Source organism: Candidatus Frankia nodulisporulans, assembly GCF_902806475.1.
GTDB lineage: Bacteria > Actinomycetota > Actinomycetes > Frankiales > Frankiaceae > Frankia > Frankia umida.
Genome location: NZ_CADCWS010000595.1, coordinates 1 through 274, shown reverse-complemented (window position 1 = coordinate 274; position 274 = coordinate 1). Strand labels below are relative to the sequence as shown.

Annotated in this window: 1 protein-coding gene; it reads right to left on the bottom strand. The window is 65.3% G+C overall.

Going from position 1 to position 274, the window contains the following annotated elements:
- Positions 1-74: 74 nt before the first annotated feature.
- Positions 75-274, bottom strand: a 200-nt coding sequence (locus G6R24_RS21525; protein WP_163550903.1) for a winged helix-turn-helix transcriptional regulator, incomplete at its 5' end; no start/stop codon positions are given.

Genomic DNA, 274 nt, shown 5'->3' with positions numbered 1-274 from the left:
GAGTCTCCCGCAGCAGCGAACACCGCGTCTCCGAGTCCGCCGTCGGCGCAATCGAGCACGGAAAAAAGTGACCGCTATCCGTCGATCAGCACCCAGACGGCTCTGGGGTCCCTGCTCAATTTTCCAACCCACCGGATCAGACCTTCGGCCTCCAACGCCTTGAGGCGGGTCTTCAGCGCCGGCCTGCTCATACCGAGAGCCTCGGCGAGATCGCCGGTTCCCGAGGGGCTACCCGACGCACGCAGGGCATCCAGAACGTCCTGGCTGCCCTTGG